This window comes from Pseudomonas sp. CHM02, assembly GCF_000612585.1.
Taxonomy (GTDB): domain Bacteria; phylum Pseudomonadota; class Gammaproteobacteria; order Pseudomonadales; family Pseudomonadaceae; genus Aquipseudomonas.
Genome location: NZ_JFCA01000005.1, coordinates 19,243 through 37,439, shown reverse-complemented (window position 1 = coordinate 37,439; position 18,197 = coordinate 19,243). Strand labels below are relative to the sequence as shown.

General features: G+C 59.9%; 20 protein-coding genes. 15 read left to right on the top strand and 5 right to left on the bottom strand.

Annotated elements, in window-relative coordinates; genetic code table 11:
• The first annotated feature begins 38 nt into the window (after positions 1-38).
• Both argJ and BM70_RS0103820 read left to right on the top strand, forming a co-directional pair.
• On the top strand, positions 39-1,256 hold the full coding sequence (gene argJ / locus BM70_RS0103825) for a bifunctional glutamate N-acetyltransferase/amino-acid acetyltransferase ArgJ (protein ID WP_025854775.1): 1,218 nt from the start codon (positions 39-41) through the stop codon (positions 1,254-1,256).
• A 20-nt stretch (positions 1,257-1,276) separates the two neighbouring features.
• Entirely contained in the window at positions 1,277-2,221 is a 945-nt protein-coding gene (locus BM70_RS0103820) for a Nudix family hydrolase (RefSeq protein ID WP_025854774.1), read from the top strand.
• 117 nt (positions 2,222-2,338) lie between these two features.
• On the opposite strand, the gene BM70_RS0103815 is transcribed toward BM70_RS0103820, so the two are convergent.
• The 3 genes from BM70_RS0103815 to BM70_RS0103805 are packed head-to-tail and all read right to left on the bottom strand — an operon-like array spanning position 2,339 to position 5,920.
• A complete protein-coding gene (locus tag BM70_RS0103815; protein WP_025854773.1) occupies positions 2,339-2,917 on the bottom strand; it encodes a cob(I)yrinic acid a,c-diamide adenosyltransferase in 579 nt (192 codons plus the stop codon).
• A gap of 2 nt (positions 2,918-2,919) precedes the next feature.
• Entirely contained in the window at positions 2,920-4,956 is a 2,037-nt protein-coding gene (locus BM70_RS0103810; RefSeq protein WP_025854772.1) for an ATP-binding protein, read from the bottom strand.
• A gap of 46 nt (positions 4,957-5,002) precedes the next feature.
• The gene (locus BM70_RS0103805) at positions 5,003-5,920 is read right to left on the bottom strand and encodes a putative 2-dehydropantoate 2-reductase (RefSeq protein WP_025854771.1); all 918 of its coding nucleotides are present in this window, start codon (positions 5,918-5,920) and stop codon (positions 5,003-5,005) included.
• Between the two features lie 123 nt (positions 5,921-6,043).
• Here BM70_RS0103805 and BM70_RS0103800 point away from each other — a divergent pair, with 123 nt between their 5' ends.
• Positions 6,044-6,529, top strand: coding sequence for a YajQ family cyclic di-GMP-binding protein (locus tag BM70_RS0103800; RefSeq protein WP_010208088.1), 486 nt, complete (start codon positions 6,044-6,046; stop codon positions 6,527-6,529).
• 135 nt (positions 6,530-6,664) lie between these two features.
• Entirely contained in the window at positions 6,665-7,507 is an 843-nt protein-coding gene (locus tag BM70_RS0103795; protein WP_025854770.1) for a mechanosensitive ion channel family protein, read from the top strand.
• A gap of 192 nt (positions 7,508-7,699) precedes the next feature.
• Here BM70_RS0103795 and BM70_RS0103790 read toward each other — a convergent pair whose 3' ends face one another.
• On the bottom strand, positions 7,700-8,998 hold the full coding sequence (locus BM70_RS0103790; protein WP_025854769.1) for an OprD family porin: 1,299 nt from the start codon (positions 8,996-8,998) through the stop codon (positions 7,700-7,702).
• On the opposite strand from BM70_RS0103790, the gene BM70_RS32980 reads away from it, so the two are divergent.
• The 3 genes from BM70_RS32980 to BM70_RS0103780 all read left to right on the top strand — a co-directional run bounded on the left by BM70_RS32980 (position 8,976) and on the right by BM70_RS0103780 (position 10,505).
• Entirely contained in the window at positions 8,976-9,440 is a 465-nt protein-coding gene (locus BM70_RS32980) for a hypothetical protein (protein WP_155952118.1), read from the top strand. The genes BM70_RS0103790 and BM70_RS32980 overlap by 23 nt on opposite strands.
• Positions 9,441-9,869: 429 nt before the next feature.
• The gene (locus BM70_RS0103785; protein ID WP_025854768.1) at positions 9,870-10,295 is read left to right on the top strand and encodes an HIT domain-containing protein; all 426 of its coding nucleotides are present in this window, start codon (positions 9,870-9,872) and stop codon (positions 10,293-10,295) included.
• 3 nt (positions 10,296-10,298) lie between these two features.
• A complete protein-coding gene (locus BM70_RS0103780) occupies positions 10,299-10,505 on the top strand; it encodes a SlyX family protein (RefSeq protein WP_015885618.1) in 207 nt (68 codons plus the stop codon).
• 71 nt (positions 10,506-10,576) lie between these two features.
• Here the strand turns inward: BM70_RS0103780 and BM70_RS33825 are convergent, their stop codons facing one another.
• Entirely contained in the window at positions 10,577-11,179 is a 603-nt protein-coding gene (locus BM70_RS33825; RefSeq protein ID WP_025854767.1) for a cold-shock protein, read from the bottom strand.
• A 413-nt stretch (positions 11,180-11,592) separates the two neighbouring features.
• Between BM70_RS33825 and BM70_RS0103770 the strand changes: the two genes are divergently transcribed.
• From BM70_RS0103770 to ruvB, 8 genes are all read left to right on the top strand, one after another.
• Positions 11,593-12,066, top strand: coding sequence for a Dps family protein (locus BM70_RS0103770; RefSeq protein ID WP_025854766.1), 474 nt, complete (start codon positions 11,593-11,595; stop codon positions 12,064-12,066).
• A gap of 180 nt (positions 12,067-12,246) precedes the next feature.
• Positions 12,247-12,591, top strand: a complete 345-nt coding sequence (locus BM70_RS0103765; protein ID WP_025854765.1) for a ribbon-helix-helix domain-containing protein — start codon at positions 12,247-12,249, stop codon at positions 12,589-12,591.
• Between the two features lie 165 nt (positions 12,592-12,756).
• On the top strand, positions 12,757-12,978 hold the full coding sequence (locus tag BM70_RS0103760) for an FmdB family zinc ribbon protein (RefSeq protein ID WP_010208103.1): 222 nt from the start codon (positions 12,757-12,759) through the stop codon (positions 12,976-12,978).
• A gap of 107 nt (positions 12,979-13,085) precedes the next feature.
• Positions 13,086-14,861 (top strand): aspartate--tRNA ligase, encoded by a 1,776-nt coding sequence (gene aspS / locus BM70_RS0103755; protein ID WP_025854764.1) that lies wholly within the window; start codon positions 13,086-13,088, stop codon positions 14,859-14,861.
• Positions 14,862-15,011: 150 nt separating this feature from the next.
• Positions 15,012-15,758, top strand: a complete 747-nt coding sequence (locus tag BM70_RS0103750; RefSeq protein ID WP_025854763.1) for a YebC/PmpR family DNA-binding transcriptional regulator — start codon at positions 15,012-15,014, stop codon at positions 15,756-15,758.
• A 157-nt stretch (positions 15,759-15,915) separates the two neighbouring features.
• Positions 15,916-16,440: a crossover junction endodeoxyribonuclease RuvC gene (ruvC, locus tag BM70_RS0103745; protein WP_025854762.1), complete on the top strand. Its 525-nt coding sequence runs from the start codon at positions 15,916-15,918 to the stop codon at positions 16,438-16,440.
• A 67-nt stretch (positions 16,441-16,507) separates the two neighbouring features.
• Positions 16,508-17,119, top strand: a complete 612-nt coding sequence (gene ruvA / locus BM70_RS0103740; RefSeq protein ID WP_025854761.1) for a Holliday junction branch migration protein RuvA — start codon at positions 16,508-16,510, stop codon at positions 17,117-17,119.
• Positions 17,120-18,178: a Holliday junction branch migration DNA helicase RuvB gene (ruvB, locus tag BM70_RS0103735; RefSeq protein WP_003193867.1), complete on the top strand. Its 1,059-nt coding sequence runs from the start codon at positions 17,120-17,122 to the stop codon at positions 18,176-18,178.
• Positions 18,179-18,197: the final 19 nt, after the last annotated feature.

Here is an 18,197-nt window from a genome sequence, read left to right as displayed (position 1 = left end):
GACGGCACAGACATCACCTATTTTTAAGGAGCGCATTCATGGCTGTTGGTCTTGGTCCTTTGCCCACATTGCACCCGGTTGCCGGTTTTGAGCTCGGTATCGCTTCGGCCGGCATCAAGCGCCCAGGGCGCAAGGATGTGGTGGTGATGCGCTGTGCCGAAGGCTCGACCGTCGCCGGTGTGTTCACCCTCAATGCGTTCTGCGCAGCGCCGGTGATCCTGGCCAAGCAGCGCGTGGCCGGCAACATCCGTTACCTGCTGACCAACACTGGCAATGCCAACGCCGGTACCGGCGAGCCGGGCCTGGTGGCGGCCGCGCGCACCTGCGCCAAGCTGGCCCAGTTGACCGGCGTGGACGCCAGCCAAGTGCTGCCGTACTCCACTGGCGTGATCGGTGAGCCGCTGCCCGTCGAGAAAATCGAAGGCGCACTGCAAGCCGCGCTGGACGACCTGTCTGTGGACAACTGGGCAGCGGCCGCCACCGGCATCATGACCACCGACACCCTGCCAAAAGGCGCGAGCCGCCAGTTCGTGCACGACGGCGTGACCGTCACCGTGACCGGCATCAGCAAGGGCGCGGGCATGATTCGCCCGAACATGGCGACCATGCTCGGTTACATCGCCACCGACGCCAAAGTCTCCCGCGACGTGCTGCACAGCCTGATCCTGGACGGCGCCAACAAGTCGTTCAACCGCATCACCATCGATGGCGACACTTCGACCAACGATTGCTGCATGCTGATCGCCACCGGCCAGGCCAACCTGCCGGAGATCACCGAAGCCAGTGGTCCGCTGTTCGCGGCGTTGAAGCAGGCGGTGTTCGACGTGTGCATGGAGGTGGCCCAGGCCATCGTGCGCGACGGCGAGGGCGCGACCAAGTTCGTCACCGTGGAAGTCAACGGCGGCGGCAATCACCAGGAATGCCTGGATGTGGGCTACACCGTGGCTCACTCGCCGCTGATCAAGACCGCATTGTTCGCTTCGGACCCGAACTGGGGCCGTATCCTGGCCGCCGTCGGCCGTGCTGGTGTGCCGGACCTGGACGTGAGCAAGATCGACGTGTTCCTCGGTGACGTGTGCATCGCCAGCCGTGGCGCCCGTGCCGAGACGTACACCGAAGCCCAGGGCTCGGCGGTGATGCAGCAGGAAGAAATCACCATCCGTATCGAGTTGGGTCGCGGCGAGTGCAGCGAAACCATCTGGACCACCGACCTGTCCCACGAGTACGTGAAGATCAACGCGGAATACCGTACCTGATAGCCAAGAGGAAAAGCGCGGTGAAACGAGTGCATGTAGCAGCAGCGGTGATCCGCGGTGTCGACGGCAGGATCCTGCTGGCGCGCCGCGCCGATACCCAGCATCAGGGCGGTCTCTGGGAGTTTCCCGGTGGCAAGGTGGAGGCCGATGAGTCGGTCGCCAGCGCGCTGTCCCGCGAATTGCAGGAAGAGCTGGGTATCCAGGTCACCACCGCGCGGCCGCTGATCAAGGTGCAGCATGACTACCCGGACAAGCAGGTGTTGCTGGATGTCTGGGAAGTCTCGGCCTTTACCGGAGAACCCCATGGTGTCGAAGGGCAACCGCTGGAATGGGTGGCCCCGCGGGATCTGCTCAACTACGAGTTCCCGGCGGCCAACGCGCCGATCGTCGCGGCTGCGCGCTTGCCGGCTGAGTATTTGATCACCCCTGGCGAACTGGAAACCCCTACGTTACTGCGGGGTATCCAGAAAGCTATAGCCGGCGGCATCAAGCTGGTGCAACTGCGTGCGCCCAACGGCTACGACCCCAAGTACCGTGACCTGGCCGTGGATGCAGTGGGCCTGTGCGCGGGTAAGGCCCAGTTGATGCTCAAGGGGCCGTTCGAGTGGCTGGGGGATTTTCCTTCGGCCGGTTGGCACATGACCTCGGCGCAACTGCGTAAATACGCGAGCAAAGGTCGACCGCTTCCTAAAGATCGTTGGTTGGCGGCGTCTTGCCACAACGCAGAAGAGTTGGCACTGGCAGAAATGATGGACGTGGATTTCGTCACACTGTCGCCGGTGCAGCCGACCCAGACTCACCCCGATGCGCAGCCACTGGGATGGGAGCAGGCGGCAGAGTTGATCCGTGGGTTCAGCAAGCCGGTGTTTCTGTTAGGCGGGGTTGGGCCCGCCGAGCGAAAGCAGGCTTGGGAAGTTGGGGCTCAGGGTGTCGCGGGCATTCGCGCGTTCTGGCCTGAAGTTTGATGCGGTTCTGACGGGCCCCATCGCAGGCAAGCCAGCTCCCACATTTGATTTGTGAATACGTTCAAGTGTGGGAGCTGGCTTGCCTGCGATGAGGCCAAATCAGTCACCACCAAATTATCAATGTGGCTTCGCTGCCGCCTGCCACAAAACCTCGGCTACCCCCTGGCGCTTGGCGATTATCCTGGCCGCCACAAACAATAAATCCGAAAGTCGATTGATGTACGCCAGCCCGACGCCTTCCAGCGGCTCAATCGCATTCAACTGCTGACACCGTCGCTCCGCACTTCGCGCCACGCTGCGGCACACGTGAGCCTGGGCGATCAATGCTGAACCACCGGGCAGGATGAAGTTCTCCAGCGGCCCCACTTCCTCATTCCAACGATCGATCGACGCTTCCAGTCGATCCACTTCCGCAGCGTTCAACGCTTTGTACACCGGCATTGCCAGTTCACCACCCAGGTCGAACAAACGATGCTGGCAAGGTGTAAGCACCTCGATCACATCCCTCAACTCCGGATGCTTGCCACTCTGTTCTTCGAGGCTGGCCAGCAATAAGCCCAACTGGCTGTTCAGTGTATCCACCTCACCAATCGCCTCCACCCGTGGGTGGTCCTTGGGCACGCGGCGGCCGTCGCCAAGGCCGGTCTCGCCCTTGTCGCCGGTGCGGGTGTAGATCTTCGACAGGCGAAAGCCCATGGTCATTGCTCCAGTTGGGTAAGGTCGTGAGGCGGCAGTTGGCTGCCGGCCAGTGGCAGGCGCAAGGTGAAGCAGGTGCCCTGGCCCAAGGTGGAATGTACCTCCATCTGGCCCTTGTGGTTGTTGGTGATGATGAAGTACGACACTGACAACCCAAGCCCTGTGCCCTGGCCGATCTCCTTGGTGGTGAAGAATGGCTCGAAGGTGCGCTTGCGCACGTTCTCGCTCATGCCGATGCCATTGTCTTCCACCTGTATCTCCGCCCACGGCGGGTTCAGGCGGGTGCGCAGGATGATACGCCCTGGCTCGCTGTCGTCTTCACGTTGGTGGATAGCCTGGGCAGCGTTTTTCAGCAGGTTGAGCAGTACCTGTTCCAACTCGTTGGCGGTGCCGGGGACCGGGCCGAGCTGGGGATCGAATTGACGGATGATCGCTTGGCCCTTGAAGTCAAAGCCGATGGCCAGGTCGAAGTCGTTACCGGCGATTTCCACCGCCTGGTCGATCAGCGCCGGTAGGTCGCACGGCGCCATCTGCCGGTTGCTGCGGCGACTGAAGCTGAGCATATGGGTGACGATTTTTGCCGCCCGCGCCCCGGCTTGCTGGATGCCATCGAGCAGTTGCGGCACCTCGCGGCTTTGCAGGTAGCGGTTGACCGTTTCCAGCGAGATGCCGGCCTGCTCAGCGTGTTCCAGGTTCTTGGGCAGGTCGGGAGACAGGCGCCGGCGGATGTTCTGCACGTTATGCAGGATCGCCCCCAGCGGGTTGTTGATCTCGTGGGCCATGCCAGCGGCCAGACCGCCCACGGAGAGCATTTTCTCCGATTGCACCATCATTTCTTCCAGGGACAGCCGTTGGGTGATGTCATCGATTCGGATCACCACGCCACGCCCGGCGCCGCCCATCAGTGGGTAGAAGGTCAGCGCGTAATGCTTGGCCTCGTCGTCCTTGAACCACGTAACCCGCTCGATCCGCTCCACGGTGTGTTGCTCGACCGCTGCCCTGATCTGCGGCAAGTAGGGCTTGAGTGGCAGGAAGGCCAGGTAGATCGGCTGGTTCAGGGCTTCATCCAGGCGAGTGCCGGAAAGCGCACTGGCTTCCTGGTTCCATTGGGTGACGTAGAGCTGTTCATCCAGGGCGATCAGTGCCGAGGGCATCGAGTCGATGATGCTGTTCAGGTAATTCTGGAAGCCGGTGAGCTTTTTCTCGATCTTGCTGCGAACCTGGACTTCCAGTTCCAGCTTGCGGTTGGTGTGGCGCGTCTCTTCGGCTAGGCCTTGTGCCTGGTCATACGCGGCCTGGGAGTCATCGCGTGCGCGCTTGAGCTGCTGCTCGCGGGCTTCGATGCGCGACAGCATGGTGTTGAAGGCTTCGGCCAGGCTGCCGATTTCGTCGTGGTTGCCACGGCCGGCGCGCAGGGCGTAGTTCTCTTCGCGGGTGACCTGGCGCGACAACTCCTCCAGTTCGTGGATCGGCCGGGTGATCAGGCGTTTGATCTGGCGGGCAATGATCAACCACAACAGCACGCTGAAAATCAGAATGCCCAGGCTGGCCGTGAGTGTGCCGGTATAAAACGCCACCGGCAGCTCGCTGCTCGCCACCAGCAGCAGATGCCCGGACGGCTGGCCCGCGCGGGGCAGGGTAATGATCTGGTTGCTGCGAAACTCGGTGACGCGCCAGGCTTCGATATGCCGGTAGTTGTCGGGCAGGTGCAGGCGGTCGCCGTGTTGCATCTGCGCCAGGCGGTTGCCTTCACCGTCGTAGAGGGCGGCAGCGCGCAAGGGGGAGTAACTGGTCAACTCATTGAGCAGGGCTTGCGCCTTGGCGGGCGATTCGAGGGCTTCGGCGGCGAGCGCGGGGTTGGACACCAGGCGACCAATGGCCTGCAACGCCTGAGGGGCCATGCTTTCCTGGGAGATCCAGTAGGCGGCGCTGATAAAGGTCAGGTTGGCCACCAGCAGTACGGTGGTCAACAGCACCAGCAGGGCGGCCAGCAGTTTCTGCCCGACCGGTAGGTTTTCAAGACGCTGGCGCAGCGGCATCAGGGTTTTCCCAGGTGATAGACAGGCGGGCAGGGTAGCGCGTGGCTCAGTCGCGGGGCAATCCGCGTGCAAGCAACTGCTCGACCAAGCGTACTTGCAGCTGTTGCAGATGCGGCAGGTTCAACTGATGACGGGCAGCCGCCTGGCAAGCATAGCCCAATAGGTAGCTGATTTCGGTGCGCCGGCCGGCGGCCACGTCCTGGTACATGGATGAGAAGTTGGCGGCCGTGGCCTGGATTACCCGCTCCACTTCGTGTTGCAGATCCAGCGCGGCAGCGGGTTGGCCACAGAAATGCAACAGTTCAGCCAGTTCTGCGCAAAGGGTGGCGACTTCGCAATGATGGGTTTGCAGTTCTCCATTGCGGCACCGGTACAGCACGGTCAGCGGGTTGATGGCGCAATTGAGTGCCAGCTTGCGCCATAGCCGCGTGAGAATATCGGCACTCCAATCGTGGGGGATGCCCGCGGCGTGCAAGTCATCCAGCCACAGCGGCGGGGTAGGGTGGCTCGCGTCGCCCAGCCAGGTGTAGCCATGGCCGGCAAACACGACACGCCAGTCGCCATCGCGAAAGGCGCCTTCAGTGCTGGAGGCAGAAATGCAGCGGGCCTGGGGCAGTTGCGCGGCGACTGCATCCTGGCTGCCGAGACCGTTCTGCAGCAGGATCAGCTCGGCATCCGGCGCGAGCCGGTGTTGCAACTGTGCGACGGCGCCTTGGGCGTCGTAGGCCTTGCACGCCACCAGCAGGCGATGAATCGGCGCCAGGCTGCCAGGTGTTTCTGCGATCACCGGGTAGGTGTATGCAACGCCTTGCTCCACCAGGGTCAGCCCGTTGGCTGCCTGATAGCTGGCCAGGCGTGCTTCATCACGCAGGATCAACCGGACGGGCACGCCCGCGCGCGCCAGGCGAGTGGCCCAGAGTGTGCCCAGGCTGCCGGCGCCGAGAATATGCCAGGTGGTCGACATCTGTTTGTGCTCCTTGGGGTCGCTCACAGTGAACGCGGCGAAAGAACCGCTATAATGCCCCGGCATTTTAGCTCGGGCGCGCTCCATCTCTACTGAGCCCGCCCCTTATATTGGAGAAATGACATGCCTTCGTTCGACGTGGTATCCGAACTGGACAAACACGAAGTCACCAACGCCGTCGAGAACGCCGTCAAGGAACTGGACCGTCGCTATGACTTGAAAGGCAAGGGCAGCTTCGAATTCAAGGAAAAGGAACTGACCGTCAACCTGACCGCTGAAGCCGATTTCCAGCTGGAAGCGATGATCGAGATCCTCAAGCTGTCGCTGGTCAAGCGCAAGATCGACGCGCAGTGCCTTGAAATCAAGGACGCCTACGCCTCCGGCAAGCTGATGAAGCAGGAAGCCATCCTCAAGGAAGGCATCGACAAGGAGCTGGCGAAGAAGATCGTCGCCCACATCAAGGACGCCAAGCTGAAAGTCCAGGCCGCGATCCAGGGTGAGCAGGTTCGCGTCACCGGCAAGAAGCGTGATGACCTGCAAGAGGCCATCGCCGCCCTGCGCGCCAAGACCTTCGACATGCCGCTGCAGTTCAATAACTTCCGCGACTGATGGCACTTGGGGAACCTGTGGACGTTTTTGACGTCCCACGCCCCAGAACCTGCGCCCACGATTGAGCCCTACGGGGCTCAATTGCATTTTATGGCCACTCAATACGCCGAACATCCGGTAAACAGGAGAATGTAGATGGATTTGAACGCTGAAGTGGATCACCTGATCAAGACCTCGGAGTCTTGGTTACCGATGATCATGGAATACGGCAGCCGGTTTTTGCTGGCGGTGGTCACCCTGGCCATCGGTTGGTGGCTGATCAACGTGTTGACCCACCGAGTGGGGCGTTTGCTGGCACTGCGTAACGCGGACCTGGCGCTGCAACACTTCATTACCAGCCTTGCGAACATTGCGCTCAAAGTCATGCTGGTGGTCAACGTGGCCTCGATGATCGGCGTGGCAACCACGTCGTTCGTGGCTGCGATCGGTGCCGCCACCCTGGCCATCGGCCTGGCGTTGCAAGGCAGCCTGGCGAACTTCGCCGGCGGCGTGCTGATCCTGTTGTTCCGCCCGTTCCGCATTGGTGACTGGATCGAAGCCCAGGGCACCTCCGGTACCGTCGACAGCATCCAGATCTTTCACACCGTGTTGCGCACCGGCGACAACAAGACTGTGATCATCCCGAACGGCAGCCTGTCCAATGGTCTCATCACCAACACCAACCGTCAGCCGACCCGCAAGGTGGTGTTTGACGTCGGTGTCGACTATGACGCCGACCTGCAGAAAGCCCGTGAAGTGCTGCTGGAGCTGGCCAAAGACCCACGCGTATTGGCAGACCCGGCCGCTGTGGCGGTGGTTTCGACGTTGGGCGACAGTTCGATTACCGTCTCCCTGCGTTGCTGGACCAAGACGGCGGATTATTGGGACGTGGTGTTCATGTTGAACGAACTTGCACGTGATCGCTTGAAAGCGGCGGGAATTGATATTCCATTTCCGCAGCGGGTTATTCGTGTGATGCAGGAAACAGCTGCCAAGTAATCTAAGGTAACCGTCTTGAACTTGGCCGTTAGGTCAGGTTCAAGGTGCAAGCTTCAAGCTCGTTAGTTAGCTTGCTAGTTATTGTGGTGCTGAAACAATACAGCAATAAAAAAGCCGCTCCCTTGTTAAACAAAGGAGCGGCTTTTTGTTTAAGGCCGAAGCCTTAAGTCATCGTTGTAATCAAACTGTCAATTACAAGATGTTCAGCGGGTATTGCGCGATCAGACGCAGTTCGTCGATCGACGACGAACCGTAGTACACGCCATCAGACGAACGATAGGTCGCTTGACGTACACGCAGGCTCAGGTCTTTGGCCGGGCCGCTCTGGATCACGTATTTGGCTTCGATATCGCGTTCCCACTCTTTACCGTTCGAGGTAGTGGCGGTGTTGGCGCCGCTACCGGTCACGTAACGAGTCATGAAGCTCAGGCCAGGAATGCCAAAGGTTGCCATGTTGATGTCGTAACGCGCCTGGTAGGACTTCTCGCCTTCGGCGTTGAAGTCGGAACGGGCGATGGAGTTGGCCAGGAACACTGTGCCGCCGCCGTCTACGCCGTAGCCGTAGTCGCCGTCGCCGGTAACTTTCTGGGCTGCCAGGGTAAAGGTGTGAGCGCCAATGGTGTACGCGCCTTGCAAGCTGAACGCACGGTTGTCGAGCTTGGTACGCTCTGCGAACGGCAGATCGCTGTCTTTTTCAGCGCGTTGCAGGCCTTCGCCGATGCTCTTCGTGTCGTAGATGTTGAAGTCCAGTGCAAACGACTGATCGTCGCTCAGCGCATGGGTCCAGTTGATGTTGTTGTAGATTTTGCGGAAGTAGTCTTCGGTACGAGCGTAGTACAGGCTAGCCGTCAGTTCCGGGGTGAACGAATAGACGCCACCGACAAAGTCGGTCTTGGTCAGGCCCAGGCTGTCACGGTAGGTCTGGCTCTGTGCGACGCTGGAGGTGAAGTGACCGCCTTCCAGTTTCAGGCCCTTGATTTCGCTGCTGGTGATGGAGATACCTTGTGGCAGCTCTGGCAGCAGACGGCTGTCATCGGATGCAAACACAGGGGCTGTGGTGTACTGGTCACCGATTTTCAGGACCGTATCGGAGATACGGAACTTAACGGCGCCGCCGCCTTTGGAGTAATCGTCTTGCGAACGACCGTCGGAACCGGTTGGGAACAGACCGGTACCGGCACGACCCTTGCCGCTATCGAGCTTGACGCCCAGCAGGCCAATCACGTCAACACCGACACCGATGGTGCCTTGGGTGAAGCCCGAGGAATACAGGGCATTGAAGCCCAGGCCGGATTCTTCGGCACGGCTCTGGGAGCCTGGGCCCGACGGGTTGTTGCGGAAGTCGCGGCTGAAGTACAGAGCGCGAGTGTTGATGCTGAAAGTGCTGTCTTCAACAAAGCCCTTGGAATCGTCCTGGGAGGACGCCATTGCGAACTGCGTAGTGCCTGCTGAAACAGCCAGGGCGATCATGCTCCACTTCATCACGCGCATCGTGATTTGCTCCTTTGGTTTTAGGAAGAGTACTGCCGTCCCACCTGTATTTTTGTCTGGGCGGCTCTTTCTTTTTGTGTCGGCGCAAAGTTATATCACGCTGACAATATTGGCGATACTTGCCCAACTTTCCTTTCAGCTTCTTTACGAGCTTGTCGTAGATTGCTATATCCATGTCGCAAATTCACAGCCTCACTGTAACGAGGCTGACAACTTCAATACTGTTTCCAGACCGTTAAAAGAACGCAAAAAACGTTATTTTCAAAGTTTGAAATCGTCCGTGGCGCGCATTGAACCGCTGCTGTTTTTCATCGCGAAACACCCGCTTCCCTACCGGTGCCGTTGCCGACTATGCACGGATGAATGCAGCAAGCGTGCCCAAACCGAAATTCGAATGTCATTTTTTCGTGAAAAACGTCGAGGCTTCGTGAAAACCGCATAAGCACGGGGTTTTTACGCCGATTGGTTTGGGCCTGACGCACGCTTGCCGTCTTGGGTTTGTGGTGCATAAATCCTGAACCTGGGAAAAACGTTACCGGTTCACCCCGATCAGTGGGTAATCGGCGGATCTCTTTGAGGCATGAATGGGTCATTTTGGTGCAGGCCCCCGGCTGTCTCCTGAATGCGATGATGGCTCAATGCCTTGCTTTGTGAGGCCTCTGTGTCGCGGGTCTCGTCGTAATCTTTTGATCAGGGTTCGGCTGTTCACAGCAGGATTGGTGTTTGAGCGTAGTCGAAATATGCGTTTGTCTCTAAATGGTGCACTTTTTTCACTCGGCCCTGACGGGGCGCGCATGGGTTGGCGTGAAGCGTTCGCGATTCGCAGGTATGCTGGCGCCTTGAACCTGACCTGCCGAACGGAGTGCCTGCGGTGTTCGCTTTAGATCAACGCCTTCAACAAGACACGCTGGTCATTGGGGATTTCCCCCTGTGCCGCCTGCTGCTGTCCAATGACTCGAACTACCCCTGGTTCATCCTGGTGCCGCGTATCAACGGTATCAGCGAAGTGTTTCAACTGGATGTCGCCGATCAGCAGCAGTTATGGCAAGAGACGACGGCTTTGGCGCAACGGCTGAATGAAGGGCTGGCGGCTGACAAGATGAACATCGGTGCCCTGGGCAATGTGGTCAGCCAGTTGCATGTGCATGTCATCGTGCGCAAGCGCGACGATGCCGCCTGGCCGGCGCCGGTATGGGGTAAACATCCGGCGCAGCCTTATACTGATGAACACGTGGCGGCCATCCGCGCCCGCCTGCGCGAGCTGTTGCCCGCAGACTTCATTTTTATCCAGGGCTGAATCATGGATCTGCAAGACCGCGTCACCGACCTGGAAAGCCGCCTGGCCTTTCAGGACGACACCATCGAGACCCTCAATGACATCCTCGTTACCCAGCAGCGGGCCGTCGAGCGCCTGCAACTGCAGATGACCGCGCTGCTCAAACGCCAGGAAGAAATGGGCGGCCAGTTCGAAACCTCCGAAGAAGAAGCGCCGCCGCCTCACTATTAATAGCCGTGTAATAAAAAACCGCGATCCAGCCAGGCTGGGTCGCGGGTTTTTTTTTGCTGCGAAGGCCGGTATCAGCGACGCGGCAGTGCAGCGATCACGTCTTCGGCCTGCAGGCCTTTGTCGCGATTCATGACGGAGAATTCCACGCGCTGGCCTTCCACCAGAACACGATGGCCTTCGCCGCGAATGGCCCGGAAGTGGACGAAGATATCGTCGCCCGAATCACGGGAAATAAAGCCGAAGCCTTTGGACGTATTGAACCACTTGACGGTACCGGTATCCCGATTGGTCATGTCGTAGGTTTGCGACGAGGCCGCAGGGGACGAACGGTAGAAGCTGATGGCCAGGTGAAGAACAATGGCGACCACAGCAATCACCAGGCTGAGCAGGATGGCCGGGTGGCCGCCGACTTCAGGCATGGGGGCCAGGAGGGTAAGGGTTTGGACGACAACGGTCAGTACCAGCAGCGCGCTGACCAGGTTTTGCAGTTGATGACGCGTGCCTTTGTTCCAGTAAGGGATCACCGGTGCCAGCGTCAGGTTAAGAAGGCCGAACAAGGCCAGGTACAGAGCGTCGTGTTGTTCCAGGTAGGGAGGGCTTCCCTGTTGCAAGCTCGGTATAAAGGACAGCAGCAACGCTGCAACGCCCGTTAGCAGGTGGACGATTTTCAACATTTTGATTAACTCACGTTAAGACGGATCACAAGGAAGAGCTGACTGGCACGGTTCGCTTCTGAACAATGGGAGGCGTTGGGCACGTGCGCGGGTATCAGCCTATGCCGCTGCCGCAGAAAGTAACGGCGACGACACGCCGTCTATTTAACAGCAAAGGCTGTGCCTACTCAAATCAAGCATTTCGGGGTGTTGCAAGGGCGATGGCATTTCTGCGTCAAACACTTGTCCTAGACGGGTGCGGGATTTTTCGGCGGTTTGCAGGGATATTTTCTGTACGGCTCAAAGGCCTGAATTGCAGCGTCCGGCAAGGCTCGCCGGGGCGAATTGCCGCGCCGGGCTGCGCATCACCGGCACTCTTGCTAGAGTGGTCCTGCACCTGATCAATGAATGCTTGTCAATTGAAGGGGATAAACATGGCAATCGATATCGGTATCAGTGAAGAAGATCGTAAATCCATCGTCGACGGGCTTTCGCGACTGCTTTCCGATACCTATGTACTGTACCTGAAGACCCACAACTTCCATTGGAACGTCACGGGCCCAATGTTCCGTACGTTGCACCTGATGTTCGAAGAGCAGTACAACGAACTGGCGCTGGCAGTGGACTCCATTGCCGAGCGTATCCGTGCCCTGGGTTTCCCGGCGCCGGGTGCCTACTCCATCTATGCCCGCCTTTCGTCCATCAAGGAAGAAGAAGGCGTGCCCAGCGCGGAAGAGATGATCAAGCAATTGGTGGATGGCCAGGAGGCGGTCACTCGCACCGCTCGCGGCATCTTCCCGCTGCTCGACAAGGTCAGCGATGAGCCGACGGCCGACCTGTTGACCCAGCGCATGCAGGTTCACGAGAAAACCGCGTGGATGCTGCGCTCCTTGCTCGAAAATCAGTAAACGTTTGCCCTGAGTGGCGCCGTCCTGGCGCCGCTCGCTTGTTTCCGCGCATTTCCTGGCGTTGTCCTACGTCTATCGACTCCGCGTCTTCTGGCTGCCTGACGCTACCTGCTGTTTTATAGGGCCATTGCCCAATGGGACAACCCATGGGCTGCTGTTTGGCAATGGAGTGTCAGGTGTATGTCACGCGGAGTGGGTAATGGAGTGATGGAAACCGGAGGTTTTCATAAGATAAAGGTCGATCCCTTTTCAAAAGGGTTCGATATGGGGCTGGCCAAGCCATTGTCCCGGTCGGTGAGGCTCAACGGGTTTTCCACCTGTCTGCGGCTGGAGCAGATCTATTGGAATATCCTTACGGAAATGGCCAGGATCAATGCCTGTTCGGTCAGTGCGTTGCTGTCTTATGTCGATCGGGAAGTGCACTTGCGTCATGGCGGAGTGAAGAACTTCAGTGGGTTGGTCAGGGTGGTGTGTGTGGTTCACGTCTTGACGGGGCGTGTTGACCCTTCACATTCATCGGGATAGTCACTGACTCCGGGGCCGGCCCTCCATCGAGGTGGGCAGGGCTCCGGGCAGAAAGCCGGCTGCGCTGCCTCGATTTACCAGATATAATCCCGCGCTTTGCTACGCATGCTGCGGACCCGTAGGGCAGGCGTGGCGCAGTAATGATCTGATCGCCGAGACATCTCCATGCCCATGTACGACTATCAATGTGCTTCCTGTGGTCATCAGTTGGAAGCCATTCAGAAGATCAGCGCAGCGCCGCTGGTCGATTGCCCAGCCTGCCAGGCACCGGAGCTCAAGAAGATGTTGTCCATGCCGGGCTTCCGCTTGAGCGGCAGCGGCTGGTACGAGACCGACTTCAAGACCGGCTCGAAGAAGAACCTGGCGGGCGGCGACAAAGCAGACTGAGTTGAACTCTACGCGCAGGCTCCTGCATTATCCGTCCCCTGCTTTAATGTACGGTGACGAGGCAGGCCTCCACCGAATTTCGAATTACGAGAAGTGAAACCACTACCATGATGCGCAGCCACTATTGCGGCCAACTGAACGAGACCCTGGAAGGTCAGGAAATCACCCTTTGCGGATGGGTTCACCGTCGCCGCGACCACGGCGGGGTGATCTTCCTCGATATCCGTGATCGTGATGGTCTGGCCCAGGTGGTGTTCGATCCGGATCGCGCCGAGAGCTTCGCCGCCGCCGACCGCGTGCGCAGCGAGTACGTCGTGAAGATCACCGGCAAGGTTCGCCTGCGTCCGGCTGGCGCTGTGAACAAGAACATGGCGTCCGGCGGCATCGAAGTGCTGGGCTATGAGTTGGAAGTGCTGAACGAGTCGGAAACCCCGCCGTTCCCGCTCAACGAGTACTCCGATGTCGGCGAAGAAACCCGCCTGCGCTACCGCTTCCTGGACCTGCGTCGTCCGGAAATGGCCGAGAAGCTGCGCCTGCGTTCGCGCATGACCACCAGCATCCGTCGTTTCCTCGACGAAAACGGCTTCCTGGACGTCGAAACCCCGATCCTGACCCGGGCCACCCCGGAAGGCGCGCGCGACTACCTGGTACCTAGCCGTACCCACGCCGGTTCGTTCTTCGCCCTGCCGCAATCGCCGCAGCTGTTCAAGCAACTGCTGATGGTGGCCGGCTTCGACCGTTACTACCAGATCGCCAAGTGCTTCCGTGACGAAGACCTGCGCGCCGACCGCCAGCCGGAATTCACCCAGATCGACATCGAGACCAGCTTCCTCGATGAAAAAGAGATCATGGGCCTGACCGAACAGATGATCCGCAACCTGTTCAAGGAAGTGCTGGACCTGGAATTCGGCGACTTCCCGCACATGACCTTCGAAGAAGCCATGCGCCGCTACGGTTCCGACAAGCCAGACCTGCGTAACCCGCTGGAACTGGTGGACGTGGCCGACCAGCTCAAGGACGTCGACTTCAAGGTGTTCAGCGGCCCGGCCAACGACCCGAAATGCCGCATCGCCGCCCTGCGCGTGCCTGGTGGCGCGAGCATGCCGCGCAAGCAGATCGACGACTACACCAAGTTCGTCGGCATCTACGGTGCCAAGGGCCTGGCGTACATCAAGGTCAACGAGCGCGCCAATGGCGTTGACGGCCTGCAATCGCCGATCGTGAAAAACATCCCGGAAGCCAACCTGAACGTGATCCTCGATCGCGTCGGTGCAGTCGACGGCGACATCGTGTTCTTCGGTGCCGACAAGGCCAAGATCGTCAGCGAAGCCCTGGGCGCGCTGCGGATCAAGCTGGGCCACGACCTGAACCTGCTGACCTGCGAGTGGGCCCCGATGTGGGTCGTTGACTTCCCGATGTTCGAAGAGAACGACGACGGCAGCTTCAGCGCCTTGCATCATCCGTTCACCGCGCCGAAGTGCTCGCCGGCCGAGCTGGAAGCCAACCCGGCTGGCGCGCTGTCCCGTGCCTACGACATGGTGCTCAACGGTACTGAGCTGGGTGGCGGCTCGATCCGTATCCACCGCAAAGAGATGCAGCAAGCGGTCTTCCGCCTGTTGGGTATCAACGAAGCGGAACAGGAAGAGAAGTTCGGCTTCCTGCTCGACGCCCTGAAATACGGTGCGCCGCCGCACGGTGGCCTGGCATTCGGCCTGGACCGCCTGGTGATGCTGATGACCGGCGCCCAGTCGATCCGTGAAGTGATCGCTTTCCCGAAAACCCAGAGTGCTGCGGACGTCATGACCCAGGCTCCAGGTGTGGTGGATGCCAAGGCATTGCGCGAGCTGCACATCCGTCTGCGCGAGACGCCGAAGGCTGAGTAAGGCTGCTGCGTGAAAGCGCACTGAGGTTTACGCAGTCTAAAAAGGCGCATCTTCGGATGCGCCTTTGCGTTACAAGGCTTGTGATTTAAAGAGAGAAGTCCTGCCTGGGGCGGGATTGACAAGGTTTCTACAGAATTTCGGAGTTGTGTTATGGCTGGCCATTCCAAGTGGGCGAACATCAAGCACCGCAAAGAGCGTCAGGATGCCAAGAAAGGCAAGATCTTCACCAAGTGGATCCGCGAGCTGACCGTCGCTGCCCGCCAGGGCGGTGGTGACCCGGGCTCCAACCCGCGTCTGCGCCTGGCGCTGGACAAGGCGCTTGGCGCCAACATGAGCCGTGACATCATCGATCGCGCCGTGGCCCGTGGTGCCGGCGCCGCCGATACCGACGACATGGTCGAGCTGAGCTACGAAGGCTACGGCCCGGGTGGCGTGGCGGTGATGGTCGAATGCATGACCGACAACCGCAACCGCACCGCGGCAGCCGTGCGCCATGCGTTCAGCAAGTGCGGTGGCAACCTCGGTACCGATGGCTCGGTGGCCTACCTGTTCGAACGCAAGGGGCAGATATCCTTCGCGCCGGGTACGGATGAAGACGCGCTGATGGAAGCGGCGATGGAGGCGGATGCCGACGACGTGGTGACCAACGAAGACGGCTCCATTGACGTGTTCACCTCGTTTGCCAGCTTCTACGCCGTACGTAACGCCCTGGAAGCCGCCGGCTTCAAGGGCACCGACGCAGAAATCGTGATGCTGCCGACCACCAGCGCCGAGCTGGACCTGGACGGTGCACAGAAAGTGCTGAAGATGCTGGACATGCTCGAAGACCTGGATGATGTGCAGAACGTGTATTCCAACGCCGACATCCCGGAAGACGTGGCTGCACAGCTAGTCTAAGGGCAGATGTAGATCAAAATGTGGGAGCGGGCTTGCCCGCGAAAGCGCTGGGTCAGCCAACATTTTCAGCGACTGACACACCGCATTCGCGGGCAAGCCCGCTCCCACATTCGATCTCCTTTGTATCAAAAATTGTTTTACCCAACCCGCAGGCGTTATGACTTTAATCCTAGGTATCGACCCCGGTTCGCGCATCACCGGTTTTGGCGTGGTGCAACAAACCCCGCGCGGCTGCGTCTACGTCGCGTCGGGCTGCATCCGCACCGGTGCGGGCGAGTTGGCCGAGCGCCTGCAGATCGTCTATCGCGGCGTGCGTGAGGTGATCCAGACCTACGGGCCGGTCACCATGGGCATCGAAAAGGTATTTATGGCGAAGAACGCCGACTCCGCCCTGAAGCTGGGCCAGGCCCGTGGCGCCGCCATCGTCGCCGGTGCCGAAGAGGGCATGGAGATCGCCGAGTACACCGCCACCCAGGTCAAGCAGGCGGTGGTCGGCACCGGTGCCGCCAACAAAGAGCAGGTGCAGATGATGGTCATGCACATGCTCAAGCTGACCGCCAAACCACAGATTGACGCGTCCGACGCCCTGGCTATCGCCATTTGCCATGCGCACACCCGTTCCAGTCTGTTGCCGCACGGCCTGGGTACGGCACGCAGTCGTGGCGGGCGCCTGCGTCTCTGATAGCATCAGCGCAATCGTTATTTCCGGTCAGGCCATGCTCTGACCCCAAGCTTTAAGGATCTGAACCGTGATTGGACGCTTGCGCGGCACCCTGGCTGAGAAACAGCCGCCGCACCTGATTCTGGATGTAAATGGGTTGGGGTATGAGCTGGAAGTGCCCATGACCACCCTGTATCGCCTACCGTCGGTCGGTGAGCCGCTGACGCTGCACACCCATCTGGTGGTGCGGGAAGACGCGCAACTACTCTATGGTTTCATTGGCAAGCGCGACCGCGACTTCTTCCGCGAGCTGATTCGCCTCAATGGCGTGGGGCCGAAACTGGCCCTGGCCTTGATGTCGAGCCTGGAAGTGGATGAGCTGGTGCGTGCCGTTTCGGCCCAGGACACCTCGGCACTGACCAAGGTGCCGGGTGTCGGCAAGAAGACCGCCGAGCGCCTGTTGGTGGAACTCAAGGACCGCTTTAAAGCCTGGGAAGTGGTACCGAGCATGTTTGCCCTAGTGCCGAACCAACCGGATATGCCGGCGGGCCAGGTCGCCAGCGCCGAAAGCGATGCGGTCAGCGCGCTGATCTCCCTGGGCTACAAGCCGCAGGAAGCCAGCAAGGCCGTGTCGGCCATCAAGGACAAGAACCTGAGCAGTGAAGACATGATCCGCCGCGCCCTGAAGGGAATGATTTAAGTGATTGAAGCTGATCGTCTGATTGCAGCCACTGGCCCGCGCGACCGTGAAGAGGTCCAGGACCGCGCCATCCGCCCCTTGAGCCTGGCCGAATACATCGGCCAGCCTACCGTGCGCGAGCAGATGGAGCTGTTTATCCAGGCGGCGCGCGGGCGCAGTGAGTCCCTGGACCACACGCTGATCTTCGGCCCGCCGGGTCTGGGCAAGACCACCCTGGCCAACATCATTGCCCAGGAAATGGGCGTGTCGATCAAGTCCACTTCCGGGCCGGTGCTGGAGCGTCCGGGTGACCTCGCGGCATTGCTGACCAACCTTGAGCCTCATGACGTGCTGTTTATCGACGAGATCCACCGGCTCTCGCCGATCGTCGAAGAAGTACTGTACCCGGCGATGGAAGACTTCCAGCTCGACATCATGATCGGCGAGGGCCCGGCAGCCCGCTCGATCAAGCTCGACCTGCCGCCGTTCACACTGGTCGGCGCCACCACCCGCGCAGGCATGCTGACTAACCCGCTGCGAGACCGTTTCGGCATTGTTCAACGTCTAGAGTTCTATAGCACGGCCGATCTGGCGACCATTGTCAGCCGTTCGGCGAGCATTCTCGGCTTGCCCCTGGACCCGGAAGGCGCGTTTGAAATTGCCCGTCGGGCCCGTGGCACGCCACGGATTGCCAACCGCTTGCTGCGCCGCGTGCGTGACTTTGCCGAAGTGCGGGCCAAGGGGCATATCACCAAGGCCGTGGCCGACCTGGCCTTGAACCTGCTGGACGTGGATGAGCACGGCTTCGATCACCAGGACCGACGTCTACTCTTGACCATGATCGAGAAGTTCGACGGCGGCCCGGTGGGGGTCGACAGCCTGGCCGCGGCCATCAGTGAGGAGCGTCATACCATTGAGGATGTGCTGGAGCCGTACTTGATCCAGCAGGGTTACATCATGCGTACCCCGAGGGGGCGAGTCGTTACGCGCCACGCCTATCTGCACTTCGGGTTAAACATTCCGTCACGATTGGGCGAGATGCCTGTAGTAGACGAATTCCTCGATGCAGTGGACGATTAAAAGCTTCACGCCAGACGAT

Coding starts and splice junctions, on each gene's coding strand:
- argJ (WP_025854775.1), top strand. CDS start 39: ATGGCTGTTGGTCTTGGTCCTTTGCCCACATTGCACCCGGTTGCCGGT.
- BM70_RS0103815 (WP_025854773.1), bottom strand. CDS start 2,917: ATGGGCTTTCGCCTGTCGAAGATCTACACCCGCACCGGCGACAAGGGC.
- BM70_RS0103810 (WP_025854772.1), bottom strand. CDS start 4,956: ATGCCGCTGCGCCAGCGTCTTGAAAACCTACCGGTCGGGCAGAAACTG.
- BM70_RS0103805 (WP_025854771.1), bottom strand. CDS start 5,920: ATGTCGACCACCTGGCATATTCTCGGCGCCGGCAGCCTGGGCACACTC.
- BM70_RS0103800 (WP_010208088.1), top strand. CDS start 6,044: ATGCCTTCGTTCGACGTGGTATCCGAACTGGACAAACACGAAGTCACC.
- BM70_RS0103795 (WP_025854770.1), top strand. CDS start 6,665: ATGGATTTGAACGCTGAAGTGGATCACCTGATCAAGACCTCGGAGTCT.
- BM70_RS32980 (WP_155952118.1), top strand. CDS start 8,976: ATGCTCCACTTCATCACGCGCATCGTGATTTGCTCCTTTGGTTTTAGG.
- BM70_RS0103790 (WP_025854769.1), bottom strand. CDS start 8,998: ATGCGCGTGATGAAGTGGAGCATGATCGCCCTGGCTGTTTCAGCAGGC.
- BM70_RS0103780 (WP_015885618.1), top strand. CDS start 10,299: ATGGATCTGCAAGACCGCGTCACCGACCTGGAAAGCCGCCTGGCCTTT.
- BM70_RS33825 (WP_025854767.1), bottom strand. CDS start 11,179: ATGTTGAAAATCGTCCACCTGCTAACGGGCGTTGCAGCGTTGCTGCTG.
- BM70_RS0103770 (WP_025854766.1), top strand. CDS start 11,593: ATGGCAATCGATATCGGTATCAGTGAAGAAGATCGTAAATCCATCGTC.
- BM70_RS0103765 (WP_025854765.1), top strand. CDS start 12,247: ATGTCACGCGGAGTGGGTAATGGAGTGATGGAAACCGGAGGTTTTCAT.
- BM70_RS0103760 (WP_010208103.1), top strand. CDS start 12,757: ATGCCCATGTACGACTATCAATGTGCTTCCTGTGGTCATCAGTTGGAA.
- aspS (WP_025854764.1), top strand. CDS start 13,086: ATGATGCGCAGCCACTATTGCGGCCAACTGAACGAGACCCTGGAAGGT.
- BM70_RS0103750 (WP_025854763.1), top strand. CDS start 15,012: ATGGCTGGCCATTCCAAGTGGGCGAACATCAAGCACCGCAAAGAGCGT.
- ruvC (WP_025854762.1), top strand. CDS start 15,916: ATGACTTTAATCCTAGGTATCGACCCCGGTTCGCGCATCACCGGTTTT.